The organism is Micromonospora sp. AMSO31t (assembly GCF_008868175.1).
Classification (GTDB): domain Bacteria; phylum Actinomycetota; class Actinomycetes; order Mycobacteriales; family Micromonosporaceae; genus Micromonospora.
In genome coordinates, this window is the sequence record NZ_WBKT01000002.1 from 35,928 (window position 1) to 54,782 (window position 18,855).

14 protein-coding genes and 2 pseudogenes are annotated in these 18,855 nt (G+C 70.5%); 8 read left to right on the forward strand and 8 right to left on the reverse strand.

Annotation, left to right across the window (positions count from 1 at the left end):
* The first annotated feature begins 120 nt into the window (after positions 1 to 120).
* Positions 121 to 1,306: pseudogene (locus F8274_RS00670) on the forward strand (low temperature requirement protein A).
* Between the two features lie 3 nt (positions 1,307 to 1,309).
* Here F8274_RS00670 and F8274_RS32240 read toward each other — a convergent pair.
* The 4 genes and pseudogenes from F8274_RS32240 to F8274_RS00690 form a co-directional block, all read right to left on the reverse strand.
* Positions 1,310 to 1,999 (reverse strand): low temperature requirement protein A, encoded by a 690-nt coding sequence (locus F8274_RS32240; protein ID WP_151460297.1) that lies wholly within the window; start codon positions 1,997 to 1,999, stop codon positions 1,310 to 1,312.
* 64 nt (positions 2,000 to 2,063) lie between these two features.
* A pseudogene (locus F8274_RS32490) lies at positions 2,064 to 2,396 on the reverse strand (low temperature requirement protein A); the annotation flags it as partial.
* A 638-nt stretch (positions 2,397 to 3,034) separates the two neighbouring features.
* Positions 3,035 to 3,667, reverse strand: a complete 633-nt coding sequence (locus F8274_RS31040; protein ID WP_192579638.1) for a hypothetical protein — start codon at positions 3,665 to 3,667, stop codon at positions 3,035 to 3,037.
* A 312-nt stretch (positions 3,668 to 3,979) separates the two neighbouring features.
* On the reverse strand, positions 3,980 to 6,274 hold the full coding sequence (locus tag F8274_RS00690) for a M14 family metallopeptidase (RefSeq protein ID WP_151460299.1): 2,295 nt from the start codon (positions 6,272 to 6,274) through the stop codon (positions 3,980 to 3,982).
* Positions 6,275 to 6,966: 692 nt separating this feature from the next.
* Between F8274_RS00690 and F8274_RS00695 the strand changes: the two genes are divergently transcribed.
* The 6 genes from F8274_RS00695 to F8274_RS00720 are packed head-to-tail and all read left to right on the forward strand — an operon-like array spanning position 6,967 to position 14,221.
* Positions 6,967 to 8,538: an ABC transporter substrate-binding protein gene (locus F8274_RS00695; protein WP_225853507.1), complete on the forward strand. Its 1,572-nt coding sequence runs from the start codon at positions 6,967 to 6,969 to the stop codon at positions 8,536 to 8,538.
* 8 nt (positions 8,539 to 8,546) lie between these two features.
* Positions 8,547 to 9,503: an ABC transporter permease gene (locus F8274_RS00700; protein WP_151460301.1), complete on the forward strand. Its 957-nt coding sequence runs from the start codon at positions 8,547 to 8,549 to the stop codon at positions 9,501 to 9,503.
* Positions 9,500 to 10,387 (forward strand): ABC transporter permease, encoded by an 888-nt coding sequence (locus F8274_RS00705; RefSeq protein WP_151460302.1) that lies wholly within the window; start codon positions 9,500 to 9,502, stop codon positions 10,385 to 10,387. Before F8274_RS00700 ends, F8274_RS00705 begins: the two co-directional genes overlap by 4 nt.
* Complete coding sequence (locus F8274_RS00710) at positions 10,384 to 11,436, forward strand: ABC transporter ATP-binding protein (RefSeq protein WP_151460303.1); 1,053 nt, start codon at positions 10,384 to 10,386, stop codon at positions 11,434 to 11,436. Before F8274_RS00705 ends, F8274_RS00710 begins: the two co-directional genes overlap by 4 nt.
* A complete protein-coding gene (locus tag F8274_RS00715) occupies positions 11,433 to 12,437 on the forward strand; it encodes an ABC transporter ATP-binding protein (protein ID WP_151460304.1) in 1,005 nt (334 codons plus the stop codon). Before F8274_RS00710 ends, F8274_RS00715 begins: the two co-directional genes overlap by 4 nt.
* A complete protein-coding gene (locus F8274_RS00720) occupies positions 12,434 to 14,221 on the forward strand; it encodes a gamma-glutamyltransferase family protein (RefSeq protein WP_151460305.1) in 1,788 nt (595 codons plus the stop codon). The genes F8274_RS00715 and F8274_RS00720 overlap by 4 nt, the downstream gene beginning before the upstream one ends.
* A gap of 4 nt (positions 14,222 to 14,225) precedes the next feature.
* On the opposite strand, the gene F8274_RS00725 is transcribed toward F8274_RS00720, so the two are convergent.
* Complete coding sequence (locus F8274_RS00725; protein ID WP_192579639.1) at positions 14,226 to 14,906, reverse strand: GntR family transcriptional regulator; 681 nt, start codon at positions 14,904 to 14,906, stop codon at positions 14,226 to 14,228.
* Positions 14,907 to 14,976: 70 nt separating this feature from the next.
* On the opposite strand from F8274_RS00725, the gene F8274_RS00730 reads away from it, so the two are divergent.
* Entirely contained in the window at positions 14,977 to 15,693 is a 717-nt protein-coding gene (locus F8274_RS00730) for a YoaK family protein (protein ID WP_192579640.1), read from the forward strand.
* 306 nt (positions 15,694 to 15,999) lie between these two features.
* Here F8274_RS00730 and F8274_RS00735 read toward each other — a convergent pair whose 3' ends face one another.
* The 3 genes from F8274_RS00735 to F8274_RS32495 all read right to left on the reverse strand — a co-directional run bounded on the left by F8274_RS00735 (position 16,000) and on the right by F8274_RS32495 (position 18,819).
* Positions 16,000 to 17,670: a hypothetical protein gene (locus F8274_RS00735; protein ID WP_192579641.1), complete on the reverse strand. Its 1,671-nt coding sequence runs from the start codon at positions 17,668 to 17,670 to the stop codon at positions 16,000 to 16,002.
* A 64-nt stretch (positions 17,671 to 17,734) separates the two neighbouring features.
* Positions 17,735 to 18,028 carry an MFS transporter gene (locus F8274_RS00745; protein ID WP_151460309.1) on the reverse strand — a complete coding sequence of 98 codons (294 nt, stop codon included), beginning with the start codon at positions 18,026 to 18,028 and terminating at the stop codon, positions 17,735 to 17,737.
* 545 nt (positions 18,029 to 18,573) lie between these two features.
* The gene (locus tag F8274_RS32495; RefSeq protein WP_370518182.1) at positions 18,574 to 18,819 is read right to left on the reverse strand and encodes a transposase; all 246 of its coding nucleotides are present in this window, start codon (positions 18,817 to 18,819) and stop codon (positions 18,574 to 18,576) included.
* Between the last annotated feature and the right edge of the window lie 36 nt (positions 18,820 to 18,855).

The window sequence follows — 18,855 nt, forward strand, 5'->3', positions numbered from 1 at the left end:
CGGGCGGTCACGACCGAAAGATCGCCGTGAGCGGGTATGACGCGATGGCGAGCCCGTGCCGGGCAGGTGCCCGTAGCCTGTCATGAGGCGAGGACGGTGCGGGGGGTCCGGAGGACGTCGATGGTGACCGAAGGCGACGCCAACGCGGCGACTCCGACGCCACGGGACCCCGGCCGCCCGGCGTTCCTGGAACTCTTCTTCGATCTGGCGTACGTCTTTGCGCTGATCTCCCTGGTCAGGACGCTCGCCGCCGACGTGAGCTGGACCGGCGTCGGCGAGACGCTGGTCCTGCTGCTCGCGTTCACCCTGGTCTGGGCGGTGACCACGTGGGCTGCCGACACCCTGGACCTGATGCGGCCCGCGGTCCAGGTGCAGTTCATCGGGGTGGCGGCCGGCAGCCTGCTGCTGGCGGCCGCGGCACCCGCCGCCTACGACGGGCGCGGCCTGCTCTTCGCGCTCAGCTACTTGGCGATCCACCTCGGTTCGAGCATCTACTACCTCCTGCTCCGGCCGAGCGCGAACGAGCCGGTCCGCAGCGGCCGGATCTTGTTCTGGTACACGATCGCCGCCGTCGGCTGGATCGGCGGCGCGCTGGCCACCGGCCCCACCCGCCTCCTGCTCTGGGCCGCGACCGTCGCCATGGAGTACGTCGCCGCCTCGCTCGGCTGGCCGCTGCCCAAGCACGGGCGGTCGCAGCCGCAGGAGTGGCGGCTGGTCGGCGAGCGGGTGGCCGAACGGTACCGGCAGTTCGTCATCATCGCGCTCGGCGCGTCCATCTTCGTCATCGGGACGACCTTCAGCTTGAGCGACTACACCGCGGACCGGGCGTGGGCGCTGCTGGTGGTGTTCGCGATCGTGGTGCTGGCCTGGCGGATCTACATCTACCGGGCCGGCGAGCTGCTGACCGAGGCCATCGCGCGATCGGCGAACCCGTCACTGCTCACGCAGTCCGCCGCGGTCACTCACCTGATCATGGTGGCGGGCATCGGCGGCATCGGTCACGAGTCACCTCGTCGTGATGCGTCCCTTCGGGGAGACGCCGCCCTCGTGGGCTGCGGTCATCCTCGGCGGGCCGGTGCTGTTCCTGGTCGGTCGCGGAGTGCTGGACTACACGGTGTTCGGTCGGATATCCCGGTCCCGGCTGGCCGGGCTGGTCCTCCTGGCCGGCGCGGCGCCGGCCGCGGGCCTGCTGCCGCCGGTCGTGGTCGCGCTGCTCGCCATGAGCGTCCTGGCCCTGGTCGCGGCGGCGAACCTGGTCAGCACCCACCGGCACGCCCGCGCGCCGATGCCACCGGCGCTCGGGTGACCGTCAGGTCGGCACGGTGACCCGGACCGGCCGCGCGTGTGCGGGCAGCGTCTCCCAGGCCAGGATGAGCACCAGCACCAGATTCGCCACGACCAGGATGGCCAGCGGCGGAAGCAGCACCATCACGGGGCCGATGACGCACAGCACCACGATCCCCAACGCCCGGGACCAGAGGATCCGTCCGGTGACCACGGCGTCGAACAGGCAACTCCCGAGCAGGAACAGCGCCGGCCCGCCCAGGCTGGCGGCGACCCAGGCGGCCGGTGCCGCACCGGACGGCTGGTCGATGACCAGCGAGACGCTGGTCGACACCACCAGCACCCCGGCCACCATCACCAGGTGGCTGTAGGAGGTGGGGGTGCCGGGCCGGACCCGCTCCACCACCATGACGGCCGGCGGTGCCAGCAGCTGCCGTACCCGGAGGAAGTAGAGCTGGAAGAGCACGACAGCGCCGGCGAACCCGACGAAACTCGTGGCCACCCGACCGGCCTGGAAGCCGCTGCCGGCCAACCCGATGCCGCCGCTCAGGATCAGCTCGCCGAGGGAGATGATGAAAATTTCCCGATGCCGCTCGGACAGGTGCGTGCCGGTGAAGATCTGACTGGCCAGTTCGGTGCGACCAAGTTTCGGCGTCGGCCAGCCCAACCGGGCCGACCCGAGGTCGACTGCCACCGCGACCGACCAGAGCAGCAGCCGGGCCGTTTCCGTGCACGAACGCCCCGGCCACCCACGGCAGTGCCGTGACGCCGAACCAGAAGAACACCCGGATGCTCCGGGCCTGGATCGGGCGGTTCACCCGGGTACCGGGGATGAGGACGGCGTCCCGGACGAGATGGATGCCGAAGTACGCCGCGACGAGCAGCCAGCCGTAGTCGTCGAAGGCGTACGGCACCGCGATCGCCATCAACAGGGTGCCGAACATGACCGCCAGGACGGTGGCCTGGATGACCGGCAGCCGCGGGTTGAACAGATCGGTGAGCCACGCGGTCAGTACCCAGACCCACCAGGCGGCCATCAACAGGACGGCGGTCTGGGCGGCGCCCCGGACGGTGAGGTCCCCGGCCAGCCCCGCCGAGAGCCTGGAGAGCATGAAGATGTAGACCAGGTCGAAGAAGAGCTCCAGGAACGTCGGATAGTCAGGCTCGCCGCGCCGACGAAGGATCCGGGGGAGCGGGTCGGGCCTCACGCGTCTGCCTCCTTCGGCACGCCCCGCGGGGGCGGAGGCACGCTTCTTCCGCCAACCTACAAAAGCGGAGGTTGCCGGAGAGCGGAAACCGAGGAGCAGGACGGAGCCATACGCCGGTCATCGGCCCGGCCGGTGACACCGGACGGTGCGCAGCCCGCCGAGTAACGCCGCCAGGTCGTCGACGAGGAGCCAAGGCAGTGCATCTCGGCGGACATCTCCGTACCTTTGGCGCATTCGTTGGGCAGTGCCGGGCGAGGTTGACCAAGCTTGCCCCGCTGCTCCCCGTATGGGGCACACACGGGGCACAAGACAGCGTGAAACGTCGGCAAGCAGCCATCAACGACGCGAACCCCGGAACTAGCTTGACCAGCGTGCCTGCCAGGTCGCCGCAGGCCACCGGATAGGCCGTCGAAGTTCCGCTTCAACGTCTGAGTCGTCCCGGCGCTGCAGCCACAGAGGTGAGGCGGGGGCTGCAGCCGGTGCGACTTCAAGCACGGTTCACCACGGGGCCGGAATCGCGGCTTGTGACTCGGCAATGCCGTCTACCAGCTTGCCGTCCAGTGGTACCAGGGGCCCTCGATCTGTTCGAACTGTGGCCCCTCCCACTCACCGTTTCCAAGGTCACCGTCCGGCCGGCTTGGGAAGTAACCCCATCCAGAATCGTCGAGGCCAGGGCTGTCGACAGCGTAGAAGATGTAGCCGCCCTTCACCCCGTATGACGACCCAATGTCACACGAGCCGATCTTGTCAGGTGCATCGACCGAATCGAACGCGTCTAGGGCCGGCGGCGGCGGTAGCTTCGTCACCGCCTTGTCGAAGGCGGCACGATCAAAGCAGTCCGGGCGGGGGTAATACCCCATGGCGAGCGCCGTTGTCACTGGTAGCGCCACAAGCGTGGCGGCGACGGCCGAAACCGCGATGGCCCAAGTTCGCATATCGCGGAGTCTGCCAGACCTTCCTGGCTGGACCCGATGAGCATCCTGCGACCCGGCGACGAGAAGTTCCACTACAGCGACAGCTCCCACAGGTGGGTCCCGCCGGACCCCGACTACGACCAGGAGGTCTGGGACGCGCATGTACGCCAGCACAAGCAAGGCCACCTCAAGAACGAGCGCCCGAAGGTCCGCATTCAGCGCCTCGTGTGATGCCCCGAGTACAGCAGCGAAGTACAGCAACCGTGCCAGCCGAACCGAGCCGAGAAGCGCGCCAGCAGGCCCTCTGACCTCGCATCAAGCCCGATCCGACCCGCTCGCCGAGAGTTCACACCGAAGGGGTCCGCGTCCTTGGCTCGCGTCAGACAGCCGTGCGTGTCCTGATCCAGCCGAGATCAGCTCGCCTCGCAGGTTCGATACGGGGACATGGTTCAGCCATGTCCGAGCGCGTGCCATCCGGGCCACCGCCAACTGTCGACCCGCCATTGCCTCGTCAGCGAGGGGCGGGCCCTCACTGACGAGGCAATGATCACGAGATGGCGCCGTGGGGCCCGACTACTGCTGGGCGATCGTGATCGTCGCCGTGCGGTAGTTGTTGCGCCTGTCGTTCTTCGACGGGTCGTAGTTCTGCTCGATATTGCCGGCGCTGTCGACCGAGAACCAGTGGAACATGGTCGTCTCGGTCACGTGGAACACCTGACCCGGCTCACGGAACTCGGTCGCCGCGTAGCGCGGCGAATCGAGCGTGGGCCGGCTGCCGTCCGTCGTGTAGTAGATGGTGGCCGGCTCGCTCGTCTCGAAGCGCACGTCGACGGGCCCGGGGTACTTCCCGCCGCCGGGAACGAGCTGGGACGTCGGCTTCTGGTGGTCCTTGCCCCAGTCCGCCGCGATCCGGAACATCTCCATGATGCCGTTGGCGTACTCCATCGTCTCGGAGTGGCCGCTGACGAGGTCCGGGTTGCCCACCCACGCCGGCTGGAACGAACCGCCCTGCCAGTTGCCGGTGGCCGGGTTGTAGACCGAGCCGCCGACCTCCCAGCCGAAGGCGTAGATCCCGTAGGTGTAGTAGAGATCCTCGCGCACGTTGCCCGCGGAGGAGTAGAGGACGTCCGAGGAGCCGCCGACGTTCTCCGGCGTGACGACGGTCTGCCGGTGCGCCTTGACCTGCGACAGGATCCGGGCGGCCGACTGCCAGTAGAACGCCTCGTCACCCAGCGGCGGACGCGGCGTGGTGATCCGCCCGTCCGCGATGTAGGCGCCCGGCTGCCAGAACAGCTGGCCGCCGTTGGAGTGCACGGACATCATGAACTTGATGTTCCGGTACTTCTCGACCAGCCAGATGATGTTCTTCGACTCCGGCTCGGACAGCTTCTCCGGGCCTTGGTAGGTGTCGCTGACGCAGCTGAACGACCCGCCCGAGTAGCCGTCCTGAGCCGACCCGACCCGGTAGTTCCGGTTCAGGTCGACGCCCCAGGAGTTGCGCCGGGCCGGATCCGCGTTGTCGTCCGGGCAGTGGTTCGTCATGTTCCGGCGCTGCGAGGCGAAGTTGTAGAAGCTGTAGTTCGCCCCGTCCGGGTTGTTGGACAGGATGAAGAAGATGTCCGTGTTGTCGACGATCTTCTTGGTCTCCCGGTCGGACCTGTAGTTGTGCACCAGGCGCTCGGCCGACTCCAGGCTGGTCGTCGCGGGCACCCATTCGCGGGCGTGGTCCTGCGCCTGGATGAGCACCCCCGGGTTCCTGCCGTCGCGGTGCTTGCCGATCCGCAGGACGGGGATCGTGGCCGGGCCGCGCGGCACCTCGCCCTCCGGGGCGCCGACGCGCTTCTGGTCGAGGAAGTCGGTCAGCGCGACCGGGCCTGCGGTCGCCGCGACGATGCCGGTGCCCGCGTTGGTCCGGTACGGGTGCGCCCGGTCGACGAGGCCCTGGGACTGGCTCTCCAGGGCCGCCGCCACCTGTGCGGCCGTGCTCGCCGGCCCGCCGGAGGCGTCCTTCGCGAGGAGGACGCGGATGGCCTTGCCCGCAACCTCGACGGCGAGCGGGAGGTTCGCCCCCGGCCGGTCCACGAACTCGACGGTGATGTCGTTGCCGCCCTCGTGGCCCCAGGCGGCGGAGCTGACGACGACCGCGCTCTGCCCGGTGCCGCCGATCGTGGCCTGCGCCTTTCGCTGATAGCCGTTCGTCTTGTTCGGCAGGTAGACGATCTCGGCGATGTCCGGGTACTGGCGGGCGATCTCCTCGGCGCGGCTGAAGAGCTGCTGCGGGTGCCGGTAGCCGTCGACGAAGTCCCACTTGTAGGCGGGGTTCGCCGTCAGCGGCGGCGCGCCGTCCTCGAGCCAGTTGGAGACGTTGCCGGTCGCGACGCCCCCCGTCGAGCTCGTGACCCGGATCTGGCTCGGGCGGGCGTCGAGCTTGAACAGGTTCCGGTGGAACATGTACTGCCCGGAATCGACGAACCGGCTCATGGTCCGCGCGGAGCCGAACGTGGTGCCCGCGCCCGAGTCGTTCTCGAGCTGCATCCCGACGATCGGGCTCGTCTGCGCCCCTTCGGTGGTCCGCGCCTCGACGTACAGGAAGCCCTGGCCCTTCGTGGTGAACCAGTCGGCACGGGCGATCCGTACCGTCTCCTCGTCGGTGAGCGGCTGGACGGCCTTCGTGCGGAGGGCCTGGAGGCCGCCGTCGGCCTCCTCGGTCCAGGCGAAGCCCTCGCCGTCGCCGAGGATCTCGACGCCCAGCGCCTCGAGTTCGGCGACCTGCTCGGTGGTCGCCACCGCCTCGCCTTCATTGCCGGTCGGCACGCGCCGGAGACCATGCTCCAGGTCGAAGCCGGCGGCGACCACCTTGTCCAGCATGTCGGCGCCGGTCAGCTTGATGCGTACGAGGCGTGCGGCCTCCGGAACCTCGAGTCGGGATCGTTCCGAGCCTGCCGTGGCTGCCGACCCGGCGGGGTCCGCACCCGCGGGCCCGGTCGCCATGAGGACGCTTCCCACCAGGGCGGGTAGCGCGAGAAGCGCGATGCGTCGCTGTACGGGTCCCATTCTCCCCTCCTTCTGCTTGCGACGTGCGGTTGACGCGGTGAACCGGCCTGCTGCGGGTAGCCCGATCCATCCGCGACGGTCACGCCGAGCTCGCGCAGGTCAACCCGTGTACGACGGCGGTCGCCACCATGACGGGTCGGGGAGGACCATGTGAGAGCCGGGCGCGTTGAGCGTATGCAGGTCCGTCGCATCGAAGGATCGGCGGAACTGGATTTGAGCATTACTTGAGGCGTTGCGGGGTGATCGGTGGTCAGGTCGACCGGGTCGCGGCGAACCTGCCCGCCGCCCCAGCGCCTGGCCCGGCTGGTCGGCCGGCTGGCTGCTCGTTCTGCCGCAGACCGGAGGTCTTGCGGAGCAGTTCGTATACAACATACGCTCCCCGAATCGCCCACTCGAGGAGCTCCCCAATGACGAACCTCAGTGAACCGAGCCTGCGAAGGCTTCATCCATTCCGGGCAGCTGTGGCGGCGGTCGCCGTCGCCTGCACCGTCGTAGCGTGCTCGCCGGTGTCCAAGGACGAGGGCGGCGCCAGTTCCGGCGACAACCAGGCGGCAGGACAGGACAACTTCGGTACGCCGGCGGACCCGGCCGCGATGAAGAAGGGCGGCAAGCTGGTCATCGCCCTCTCCGCGGAGCCCGACGCGCTGGACCCGACGTTGTCGCGCAGCCTCTACTCGCGCTACGTCTTCCAGGCGATCTGCCAGAAGCTCTACGACGTGAACGAGCAGGCGCAGGTCGTGCCGCAGCTGGCCAACGCACTACCGACCTTCAGTGGTGACGGTAAGACGGTCACCATCCCGCTGCGCCAGGGCGCGCGCTTCGCGGACGGAACGCCGTTCGATTCCGCCGCGGTCAAGGCCACCCTGCAACGGCACCTGACCAACGCCCGGTCCGCGCGAAAGAGCGAGCTCGGTCCGATCGACACCGTCGACACGCCCGATGCCAACAGCGTCGTGATCCACCTGAAGCAGCCGTTCGCACCCCTGGTCGGGGCGTTGGCGGACCGGGCCGGCATGATCATGAGCCCGAAGGCGCTGCAGAGCCTGGGCGACAACTTCGCCAGCGCGCCGGTCTGCGTCGGGCCCTTCAAGTTCGCCAAGCGGGTGCCGCAGAACTCCATCGACGTGGTGCGAGACCCGAACTTCTACGACGCCACCAAGGTCAACCTCGACGCCATCTCGTGGCACATCCTCAGCGACGCGAGCATTCGGGCCGCCAACCTGCGTTCCGGCGACGCTCAGGTCGCCGACAGCATTTCCACACAGGACTACGGCGCGCTGCGCGGGGACTCCTCGCTCAGCGTCCTGCAGTCCCAGTCGCTCGGGTACCAGGGGCTCACCTTCAACATCGGCAATGTCGACGGCGTCGGCACCACGCCGAAGCCGATCAACCGCCCGATCGCGCAGAACGCCAAGGTCCGGCAGGCCTTCGAGTACGCCCTCGACCGGAAGGCACTGGTCCAGGCCGTCTTCAACGGACTCAACGCCCCGGCCTGCTCGCCGATCTCGCCCGCGAGCCCGTTCTCGTCCGAGGAAGCGCAGGCGTGCCCCCAGCACGATCCCGCCAAGGCCAAGCAGTTGCTGTCCGAGGCCGGCGTGCAGACGCCCTACCCGGTGGCGATGCTCATCTCGAACACGCCCGACTCGCTGCGCCTCGCGCAGGCGCTGCAGGCCATGGTCAAGGACGGCGGATTCGACCTCAAGGTCAACCCGGTGGAGTACTCCTCTCTCCTCGACGAGCAGGACCGCGGCAACTTCGAGCTGCTGCAGCTGGGCTGGAGCGGGCGGATCGACCCGGATGCCAACATCACCAACTTCGTCGGCACCGGCGGCAGCCAGAACGTCTCCGGCTACAGCAACCCGGAGCTCGACGCCGCGCTGACCCAGGCTCGGCAGTCGAACGACCTCGAAGAGCGCAAGAAGCTGTACGGGCAGGCGGTGACGATCCTCCAGCAGGACGACGCGCTCATCTACCTCTACCGGCAGCGGAACCTGACCGCCGTCTCCAACAAGATCCAGGGCCTGCAGGTCTTCCCCGACGGCGTGATCCGCGCAGCCTTCGCCGGATTCACCAAGTAGGTCGCGCCGTGGCTCGGTATCTACTCACACGCGCCTGGCACTCAGCGTTGACGCTGCTGTTGTCGACGGTCGTGGTGTTCCTCGGGGTGCGGGCACTGCCCGGGGACCCGGCCCTCGCCCTCGCGGGCGAGGACCGGTCCCCGGAGGCACTGGAGGCCATCCGGCACCACTACGGGCTCGACCAGCCGCTGCCCATCCAGTTCGCCCAGTACGTGGGGCGCGTCGCGCAGGGCGACTTCGGGGTGTCGATCCGAACCGGGATACCGGTCTCGTCGATGCTCACGACCGCCCTGCCCGTCACGGTCGAGCTGTCCCTCCTGGCGATCCTCCTCGCCGCCGCGCTGGGTGTCGGGGCCGGCGTGCTCGCGGCTGTCCGCCGCGGGCGTCCCGCCGAGTGGCTGGCCAACGGACTGGCCCTGGTGGGACTGTCGGTGCCGCACTTCTGGCTCGGCCTGCTGGCGATCCTCTACCTCTCCGTGGCGGCGGGGCTCTTCCCGGCCTCCGGATTCGTGCCCCTGCTGCAGGACCCGGCGGGCAACCTGCACCACATCGTCCTGCCGGCCGTCATTCTCGGCACCGGCCTCGCCGCCATCATCATGCGGCAGACGCGTTCGGCGATGCTGGAGGCGCTCTCCTCGGACCACGTCCGTACAGCGAAGGCTAAGGGTCTCCGGCCACGGGCCGTCATCACCCGGCATGCCCTCCGGAACAGCCTCATCGTGGTGGTGACCATCGTGGGCCTGCAGCTCGGCGGCCTGATCTCCGGAGCGGTCGTCACCGAGCAGATCTTCGGGCTGCCCGGCTTCGGCAAGATGACCATCGACGCGGTGTTCCAGCGGGACTATCCGGTGATCCAGGCCGTGGTCCTGCTCACCGCGACGGCGTACATCGTGATCAATTTCCTGGTGGACCTGCTCTACTCGGTCATCGATCCACGTATCCGGGTGACGGGGGAGCCGGCATGACCGTCCTCAGCGTACCGATGGCGGAGGCCGGCCCCGCCGGCATCAGCCGGCGCACCCGGGTCCTCCGGCGACTGCGCCGCAACCCGCTCGCCGTGGTGAGCTTCGTCGTGCTCGCGCTCGCGGCCGTCGTCGCCCTGCTCTCGCCCTGGATCGCTCCTCACGACGTCCAGCAGACCGATTTTGCCCACACGTTCTCGCCGCCGGGCACCCCCGGTCACCTCTTGGGGACCGACGACCTGGGCCGGGACGTCCTGTCCCGCATCATGCTGGGGGCGCGGGCCTCCCTGCTGGTGGCGCTCCTGGCGGTGGCCACCTCCTTGATCATCGGGGTGCCGCTCGGACTGGCCGCGGGCTATTTCCGGTCCTGGGACGCGGTGATCTCGCGCTTCACCGACCTGCTGCTCGCTTTCCCGTTCCTGATCATGGCGGTGGGGCTGGCGGCCATCCGGGGCGCCAGCCTCACCAACGCGGCCGTGGCCATTGGGATCGCGCAGATCCCGGGCGTGATCCGGGTGGTGCGCTCGGACACTCTGCGGCTCAAGGCGCTGGACTTCGTCGCCGCCGCTGTGGTGGACGGCGCGAGTGACCTGTGGGTGCTCGCCAAGCACGTCCTGCCGAACGCGACGTCGGTGATCCTGGTGCAGGCCACCGTCGCGATCCCGGCCGCGATCCTGGGCGAGGCGGTGCTGTCGTTCCTGGGCCTGGGCATCCAGCCCCCGGCCCCCAGCCTGGGCACCATGCTGGCCTCCGCCCAGCAGTTCGCCGCCCGCGCACCCTGGGCAGCCGTCCTGCCCGGCGTCGTCATCATGGGCCTGGCGCTGGCGTTCAACGTCTTCGGCGACGCCCTTCGGGACGCCCTCGATCCGAAGGGAGACCGGCGATGACCACTGTCGAACGGGCGGCCGCATCCTCCGCCGCGGTCGGGACGCCCGTCCTGGACGTACGCGATCTCTCGGTCTCGTTCACCACCGAGGGCGGGACCGTCTCGGCGGTGGACCGGGTGAACCTGGATCTCGCGTCCGGAGAGATCGTCGGGATGGTGGGCGAGTCGGGCTGCGGCAAGAGCGTCACGGCGATGAGCATCGCGGGCCTGCTGCCCGACAGCGCCCGGGTCTCCGGCTCCGTCCGGCTGGAGGGCACCGAGCTGGTCGGCGCGCGGGAGTCGGTGCTGCGCCGCGTGCGCGGCAAGGAGATCGCCTACATCTTCCAGGAGCCGATGACCTCGCTGAACCCGGTGCTCACCGTGGGGCGGCAGATCGGGGAGGTCCTGCAGGTACACGAGCGGATGTCCAAGCGGGCCGCCCGGGCCCGCGCCGTCGAGCTGCTCTCCCTCGTCGGAATCCCGTCCGCCGCGAAGCGCGTCGACAACTACCCGCACCAGCTCTCCGGCGGCATGCGCCAGCGCGTGATGATCGCGATGGCGGTGGCCTGCGGCCCGAAGGTGCTGGTGGCCGACGAACCCACCACTGCCCTGGACGTCACGGTCCAGGCCGGCATCCTGCAGGTGCTCCGGGACCTGCGGGACCGGCTCGGCACCACCATCCTCGTCATCACACACGACCTCGGCGTGATCGCCGACATCGCCGACCGCGTCGTCGTCATGTACGCCGGACGGGTGGTGGAGCAGGCACCGGTCACCGACCTGTTCGCGCATCCGTACCACCGGTACACGGCCGGGCTCCTGGCGGCCTCGCCGACGCCGGGCAAGCACGCCGGTACCGAGCGGCTGCAGGAGATTCCCGGTCTCGTGCCCGTCCTGTCCATCCAGCCCGACGCCTGCACCTTCGCGGATCGCTGCCCCGCCGCCGACGCGCGGTGCCGGGAGGCCGCGCCGCCTCTGGAAGCGGTCGGAACCGCGGTGACGGACCACCTCGCGGCCTGTTGGCATCCCTGCCCGGCGCCGCGGACGCAGCCCCAGGAGACAACCGCATGACGCCGCAACCGAACGCCCTCGAACTCGAGGACCTGGTGATGCACTTCGGGCCGGTACGGGCCGTGGACGGGATCACCCTCACGATTCCCAAGGGCCGGGTCACGGCGCTGGTAGGGGAGAGCGGCTCGGGAAAGTCGACGGTGGGCCGGTGCGTGGTGCGGCTCGAGAAGCCCACCGCGGGCGTGGTCCGGATCGCCGGGACCGATGTCACCCAGCTGACCCGGCGACAGCTACGCCAGCACCGCAATGACGTGTCGATCGTCTTCCAGGACCCCGCCGGCTCGCTGGACCCGCGCATGCTGGTCGGCGAGATCGTGGCCGAGCCGTTGCGGCTGTCCGGTAAGCGGATCACCCGACGCGATCGGGAGGCCCGCGTCGCCGAGGAACTCGGCAGGGTGGGCCTGCGGGCGGAAGTCGCGCGCCGGTATCCGCACGAGCTCTCCGGGGGTCAACGTCAGCGGGTCAGCATCGCCCGGGCGCTGATCTCCGAGCCCAAGCTGCTCATCGCCGACGAACCCACGAGCGCCCTCGACGTGTCGGTGCAGGCGTCGGTGCTCAACCTCCTCGCCGACCTGCAACGCGACATCGGGTTCGCCTGCCTCTTCATCACCCACGACCTGTCCGCGGTCGAGTACCTGGCCGACGACATCGCCGTCATGTACCTCGGTCAACTCGTGGAGCAGGGCCCGCGTGAGCGGATCTTCACGCGCCCGGCCCACCCCTACACCCAGGCGCTGCTGGCGGCCGCGCCGGTGGCCGACCCGGTCCGTCAACGGCAGCGTCAACCGGTGCTGCTCGGCGACGACCTGCCGTCCGCGCTGGATCCGCCCTCCGGCTGCCGCTTTCGCACCCGGTGCCCGCTCGCGTTCGACCGGTGCGCCGCGGAGGTACCCGCACAGGTGGCGTTCGGCGGCGGCTTGGCCGCCTGCCACCTGGTCCAGCCCGACGGCACCCGGCCCGACGTCCGGGCCGCCGCCGACTCGAGTGAGGTGTTGTCATGACGTTCACCACCAGGCCGACCCTGCAGGGAACCTTCGGGATGGTGTCCTCGACGCACTGGCTCGCGAGCCAGTCCGCCATGGGGATCCTCGAGCGCGGTGGGAACGCCTTCGACGCCGCGGTCACCGCCGGATTCGTGCTGCACGTCGTCGAACCACACCTGAACGGGCCCGGCGGTGAGGTGCCGGCAATCGTCGCCACCGCGCACGACCCGACCCCGAGGGTGCTCTGCGGGCAGGGACCGGCGCCGGCCGGCGCCACCATCGCGCACTTCCGCTCCCTCGGGATGGACCTCATCCCCGGGTCCGGCCCGCTCGCCGCGGCGGTCCCCGGCGCCGTGGACGCCTGGCTCCTGCTGCTGCGCGACCACGGCACGCTCTCCCTCGAGGAGGTGCTGGAGCCGGCGGTCGGCTACGCCGGCGCGGGTCACCCGCTGATCGGCCGGGTCGGCGACACCGTGGCCGCCGTGCGGTCGCTGTTCGAGGAGCACTGGCCCACCTCCGCCCAGCTCTGGCTCCGCGACGGCAGGCCACCGGCGGCGGGCGCGCTGTTCACCAACCGGGCGTACGCGCAGACCCTGCAACGACTGGTCGACGCCGGCCGGGCAGCGGGCTCGGACCGGGAGGCGCAGATCGAGGCCGCACGTCGCGCCTGGGGTCAAGGCTTCGTTGCCGAGGCGGTCGACCGGTTCAGCCGGGAACCCTTCCAGGACTCCAGCGGACGCGCGCACGCCGGTCTCGTCACCGGCGCGGACATGGCCGCCTACCGGGCCACCTGGGAGGAACCGACCACCCTCGACTGGCGCGGCTACACGGTGGCGAAGACCGGTTTCTGGGGCCAGGGGCCGGTGCTGTTGCAGACCCTGGCGGTCCTCGACGCGCTCGACGACCTCGGGGCGTACGACCCGTCGACCGCGGCCGGCATCCACGCCCAGGCCGAGGCCCTCAAACTCGGCTTCGCCGACCGTGAGGCCTGGTACGGCGACGGTCCCGTGCCCGCAAAGGCGCTGCTCTCCCGCGAGTACGCGCGGGAGCGGGCCGGCCTCATCTTTGACCGCGCGTCAGCGGAGCTGCGACCGGGCCGCCCCGAAGGCGCCGAGCCACGCCTCCCGGCTCACGTGCGACGCGGTGCCGGGCGCCGGGTCGACCTCGCGGACCCCACGACGGGCGAGCCGACGGTGCAGTCGGACGGGGTGACCCGGGGCGACACCTGCCACGTCGACGTGGTCGACCGCTGGGGCAACATGATCTCCGCCACGCCGAGCGGCGGCTGGCTGCAGAGCTCTCCCACCATTCCGGACCTCGGCTTCCCCCTCGGCAGCCGGCTGCAGATGTTCTGGCTGGAGGAAGGTCTCGCCTCGTCGCTGGCGCCGGGACGCCGGCCGCGCACCACGCTGAGCCCGACGATGGTGCACCGCGACGGGAAACCCGTCCTGGCGTTCGGCACTCCTGGTGGCGACCAACAGGACCAGTGGCAGCTGCTGTTCCTGCTGCGCCATCTCGTCGGAGGTCGGTCCCTGCAGGAAGCCATCGACGCGCCGATGTGGCACACCATCAGCCTGCCGGGCTCGTTCTACCCGCGCGACAACGAGCCCGGTGTTCTCGTGGTGGAGGACCGGCTGGACGAGGATGTCCTGGCGGCGTTGCGCGCGCAGGGGCACGAGGTGCGGCTGTCCGGCGCGTGGAGCCTGGGTCGCCTCTGTGCGGTGACCCGCGATCCGGACACCGGCGTGCTGGCGGCCGGAGCGAACCCGCGTGGCATGCAGGGCTACGCCTGCGGCCGCTGACGCCTCAGCGGGCCCCGTATCCGGCCTCGGCGTTTTCGTACGCGGCAGCGGAAGCGGCATCGAGATGGGCCAGTGCGGCCCGCTCGGCCCGGTCACCGTCACCCGACTCGATGGCGTCGACCAGTTGGATGTGCTCGGCCCACGAGTGTGGTGCCCGTTCCGCGGCGCCCAGCCGGAAGACCCACTGCACATGGAGGTAGAGCGCTTTGGCGATCGACAACAGCCACGGGTTGCCGCTGATCTCGAGGATCCGCAGGTGCAGGGCGCTGTTCAGCTCGGCGACCCGGGCGAGGTCCTGCTGCTGCGTCGCCTCGCGGCCCTGCTCCAGCAGGCCCCGCAGGGCGGCCACGTCCGCCGCCGTCGCCCGCTCGGCCGCCAGCCGGGCGGCCAGTGACTCCAGGCGTTGGCGGACGGCGAACATGTCCGCGATGGTCGCACTGCTCGGGGAGGCGACCACCGCGCCGCGGCGGGGCAGGATCACGACGAAACCCTCCGCCTCCGCGACGCGCAGCGCCTCCCGGACCGGGTTGCGGGAGACGGCGAAGTCCTCGGCCAGCCGATCCTCGGTCAGCCGCTCGCCGGGAAGGTAGTCGCCGTCGATGATGGCGGTCCGCAGTGCGGCGAGGACCTGGTCGCGTAGCGGCAGGTGTTGAGCGCCGAGCTTGCCTCGCAGGTCATCAGCCAACCTGACCGCCTCTCCATGAATCGTCCAGGCAAAGCGTATACGAAGAACAATTTGGGAAGGATAGCCGACCGTGCTGAAAACAGTGCCATCCGTCATGCGCTTGCGCGCTGCGGTGACGGGGAACCGGGACCTCGCGCGGCGGCGGCAGGCCCTCGTTGTCGTGCTCACCTTCCTGACCGGTAGCGCGGACGCCATCGGCTTCCTGGCCCTCGGCGGAGCCTTCTCGAGCGTCATGACGGGCAACATGGTCCTGCTCGGGCTCTCGGCGGGCAGCGGCGCTGCCGACCTTGCCCTGACCTCCGGCTGCGCCATTCTCAGTTTCATCACCGGCGTCCTCGCCGGCGCCCGCCTCGCTGGCTCGGCGCAGCCGGACGACCCGGTCTGGCCCCGCCGGGTCACCCACACGCTCGTCCTGGAACTCCTGGTGTTCGTCGTCTTTCTCGTCGTCTGGGTGGTCAACCTGCCCAGTCGTTCGGAGCAGGTCGACCTTGGGCTCCTGATGCTGTCGGCAGCGGCGCTGGGCGTCCAGAGCAGTGCCATTCAGCGCTTCGGCGTACCGGGCCTCTCCTCCACGTACCTGACCGGCACGCTCACGAGCCTGATCGCGGGGGTCGCTGCCCGAAGCCCATGGCACAGCCTGCGGCCCAAGGCCCACGTCCTGCTGGCCCTGATCACCGGTGCCGTGGTCGGTGCGCTGATGGCCAGGCACGTGCCCGCATGGTCGCCGGTGCTGTTGATCGCGCCACTCGTGCTCGTCATCGCCGCGTCGGCGCGCATGGCGGAATAGCTTCCGCGGTTCCGCCGGTGGCGGGCAGCGCCCCCGGTTCGCAGTACGCACAGTCGAGGCAGGAGCGGGCGTGCCCGCGTCGCGCGCGGGTACGCCGCGGCCCCGGGGACTGGCTGGGCGTGGAGGTCAGCTTCCAGGTCGACCTCGATTTTCACCGCCACGTCGTCCCGAACCTTGAGCGCGCGAGCCGGTGACGATGGCGGACGACCCGGTGAGCTCAACCACGAGGCGTCCGGACGCTGCCAGGACGGTCACCGCGAAGCCACCCGGACTGCCCCGGCACTGGCTGCGCTCCGCGGCCCACCCTCAGGCCACGGTGATCCGCACCGGGTCGTCGTCGGGCCCGCCGGAAAGCCGCACGGTCACCCGCCCCTGCGTGCCGTGCACGCTGCCGCGGCTCGCGGTGATCGGCCGGTCGGTGGCCAGCACCACCTCGTCGTCGCCCTGGGTGGGGCGCAGCAGCACCGTGTTCCCGTCGCGGGATACCAGTTCACAGGTCGTCTCCACCAGCGTGGCGTCGCCGACCCGGATCCCGTACGGCAGGATCAGGCCGGTGCGGGCGGGCACCCGCAGCCGCCGGCCGGCCAGCACCGGGACGCCCTGCCAGGCGAGCGCGAGGGTCACCGCGGACGGTGCCACGTTGACCAGGTGCAGCAGCCGCTGCCCAACCGGGTCCACGGTGGAGGTGAGCACGAGACCGGGCCCGTCGGCGTCCGCGGCGAGCCGTTGGCGTACTCCGAGCCGCGCCACCGCCGCGCGCCAGAAGTCCAGGTCGCAGGGTACGTCGGCGGCGATCACCAGCGCTCGTCCGGCGCCGACGGCGACCTCCACCGCGCACGGCTCGCCGGAGCCGACCTCGACGAGCACGGGCTCGGCGGTGGCGCCGGCCAACCGCTGCGCGTAGCCGACCCGGACCTCGGCCCGGCCTGCCGCCCAGCGCTGCCCGACCACCGACGGGAAGGACTGCGGCCCGTCGTCGACGCGGCCGGTGACGGTCAGCCCGAGCGCGTCGGCGAGCAGCGTGCACCGGGTGCCATCGTGGTCCCGCTCCGGCAGCACGCCGTGCAGCAGTAGCCGACCGCCGCCGCGCAGGTGCTCGACCAGCCGCTGCTGCACCTTCGGCCCGAGCGTGGCGGCGCTGGCCAGCGCGATCACCGGCGGCGTGTCCGCCGGCAGCGGCGACTGCAGGTCGACGGCCGGGAACGAGTAGCCGGCGAGCAGCAGCGCCCGGGCGAGCACGTCGCGCGGACCCATGCCGCGGAATCGTTCCAGGTCGGCGACCTGCGCCGCCCGCGACGCCGAGGCGGGGTGGTGGTATTCGGTCAGGTAGTGGTCGGGCACGAAACCGAGCGCCAGGCCGTCGTCCTCCTCGTCGGAATCGGCGAGCAGGTCGGCGACCCCACGTACGGCGTGCAGGGCACGTCGGGCCGCGGCGTAGGTCGGGTTGAGTCGCCCCTCCGGGTCGACGGGCGCGGCGAACCCGTGCCGCTCACCGGTGAACGCGATCCGGTCGTTGCCGTCGCCCACCGGCTCGGCCAGCGGCGGGTTGTATCCGCCGGCGAAGAGGTAGAGGTTGAGCAGCCGGTTGCCCTGCGCCACGCAGAGCCGGGTCTTCAGCTCGATCGCCTCCGGCGGGTAGAGCGTGGACAGGTCCTGGCCGTAGTCGCCGTTGCCGGCCTCGAACTCCAGCGACATCGGCGGTTGGTGGGCGTCGTGCACGGCGGCGAGGAAGGCGTTGCTGACGTACAGGTCGGTGACGTTCGTGACGGTGAGATCGCCGAGGTAGTAGTCCGAGCCGGAGGTGAGCTGCGGCTGACCCCGGTACGCCTCGAAGAGCTGGCTGATGCCGATCGGGAAGGTCCGGCCCCGCCCGCCCCCGGTGCCGTGCACGTTGATCAGGAACGGCACCCCGGTCACCCCGTGCCGTTCGGCGGACTCGCGCAGCGCGAGCACGTACCGCCGGTACCGGTCGCGCATGTAGCGGCCCAGATCGCCGACTGGGTCGACGATCTCGATGCGTCGGCGTGGGGTCGGCTCGGGTTCACCGGCCGGGTACCGGTGCTGGGGACAGCAGGAATCCGGCGCGGAGCAGCCAGCTGACGACGGTGAGGCCGTTGCCGTGCGGAAGCCCGGGGAGTTCGTCGGCAGTCTGCGTGGCCGCGGGAACGAGGGTGGCGACGCCGAGGCCGGCGAGGGCGAAGCCGGCCAGCGTGCTGGCCACGGTGGGCACGGCGAGGGCGGCGCCCATGCCGACGGCCGTGAGTGCTCCTTCGGCGCGTACGACGTCGGCGAAGCGGTCGATGGCGCCTTCGTCGGTGAGGCGGCCGAGGGTCATGGCGGTCTGGAGTGCGACGACGGCCAGGCCGGCGGTGGCGGCGTTGCTGTGGAGGTCGCCGTTGAGGCAAATGGCCCCCAGGGCTCGGCGGCGTCCTCGACGAGTGCGCCGCAGGCGGCGAGCACGCCGAGTGCGGCAAGCAGCCGCACAGTGGAAGTGGTGAAGGAGGGCCAACTTCTGTGGTGGGTCGGCGGGGCGGCGAAATCGTCCTGAACAGCGGTGAGGTCCTGCGCTTCGGCGGTCGTTCGGCGCCTTCGGGGCCGGGGAGCAGAAGCCGGTAGGCGACGACGGCGACGGTGCTGAACAGCGCCGCGGAGATGCTTAGGTCGATCGCGAGGGGGAGAGGCGCGGGCCGGCGGCGGTCGAGCCCATCAGGCCGCCCAGGACAGCACCGATGCTCCGCGCGCCGTGCATGGAGTTGACGATGGACCGTCGGTATAGACGTTGGACCCGCAGGCCGCGTGCGTTCTGGGCGACATCGACGACGGAGTCGAGGGTTCCGACGACGAACAGCGCGATGCCGAGGGCGTCACCGAAAGACACTTCTATGGGCGCGACATCACAAACGAGGCGAATGCGGAGGCGGACCGGAACCGGCTGACGGCACCGGACCGGGCCAAGATTTTCGCGGCGAGGACGTCGCCGATGCCGTGCAGATCGGTCAGGGTGGTGCTCGAAGCCGCCACCGCAGCGGACAGTGTTTGCGGTCGCCTCGGGGATGCCCCGGTCGAGGCGACGGACCTCGACGAGCAGCTCCACGGGCCAGCTGACGCAGGGGTGCGCGCCAACACGGCCCGTGGGCGGATGCTGCGCAGTGCTGCGGCCGC

Coding starts and splice junctions, on each gene's coding strand:
- F8274_RS00690 (WP_151460299.1), bottom strand. CDS start 6,274: ATGCTGGACAAGGTGGTCGCCGCCGGCTTCGACCTGGAGCATGGTCTC.
- F8274_RS00705 (WP_151460302.1), top strand. CDS start 9,500: ATGACCGTCCTCAGCGTACCGATGGCGGAGGCCGGCCCCGCCGGCATC.
- F8274_RS00710 (WP_151460303.1), top strand. CDS start 10,384: ATGACCACTGTCGAACGGGCGGCCGCATCCTCCGCCGCGGTCGGGACG.
- F8274_RS00715 (WP_151460304.1), top strand. CDS start 11,433: ATGACGCCGCAACCGAACGCCCTCGAACTCGAGGACCTGGTGATGCAC.
- F8274_RS00720 (WP_151460305.1), top strand. CDS start 12,434: ATGACGTTCACCACCAGGCCGACCCTGCAGGGAACCTTCGGGATGGTG.
- F8274_RS00735 (WP_192579641.1), bottom strand. CDS start 17,670: ATGCGCGACCGGTACCGGCGGTACGTGCTCGCGCTGCGCGAGTCCGCC.
- F8274_RS00745 (WP_151460309.1), bottom strand. CDS start 18,028: ATGACCCTCGGCCGCCTCACCGACGAAGGCGCCATCGACCGCTTCGCC.